Raw genomic sequence first — 289 nt, forward strand, 5'->3', positions numbered from 1 at the left:
CTGTAAAGGAAGACCGTGCCACCCATACTGGCCAAGCTCATTTTTAGAAGTCTCCCTTCTGCCCGCCCTCCCGCGGGCTAATGAGATGGTCACCCCCACACCCTGCGAGGGCTACGCTTTCGCAGGGTGTTTTGTTTTTGGAGGCCATCATCATGAGCGAGTCAGCACTGATCGGGATCGATCTCGGCAAACATAATTTCCACCTTCTGGGCCAAGACAAATCGGGCCGCGAGGTGTTTCGCAAAAAGCTCTCGCGAGCGCAGATGATGCGGTTCTTCGGCAACTTGCC

The 289-nt window shown here is 55.7% G+C and carries 1 pseudogene; it reads left to right on the plus strand.

Going from position 1 to position 289, the window contains the following annotated elements:
* Positions 1-152: 152 nt before the first annotated feature.
* Positions 153-289, plus strand: a pseudogene (locus tag C661_RS23515) (IS110 family transposase); the annotation flags it as partial.

The organism is Clostridium tunisiense TJ (assembly GCF_000300195.1).
GTDB lineage: Bacteria > Bacillota > Clostridia > Clostridiales > Clostridiaceae > Clostridium_J > Clostridium_J tunisiense.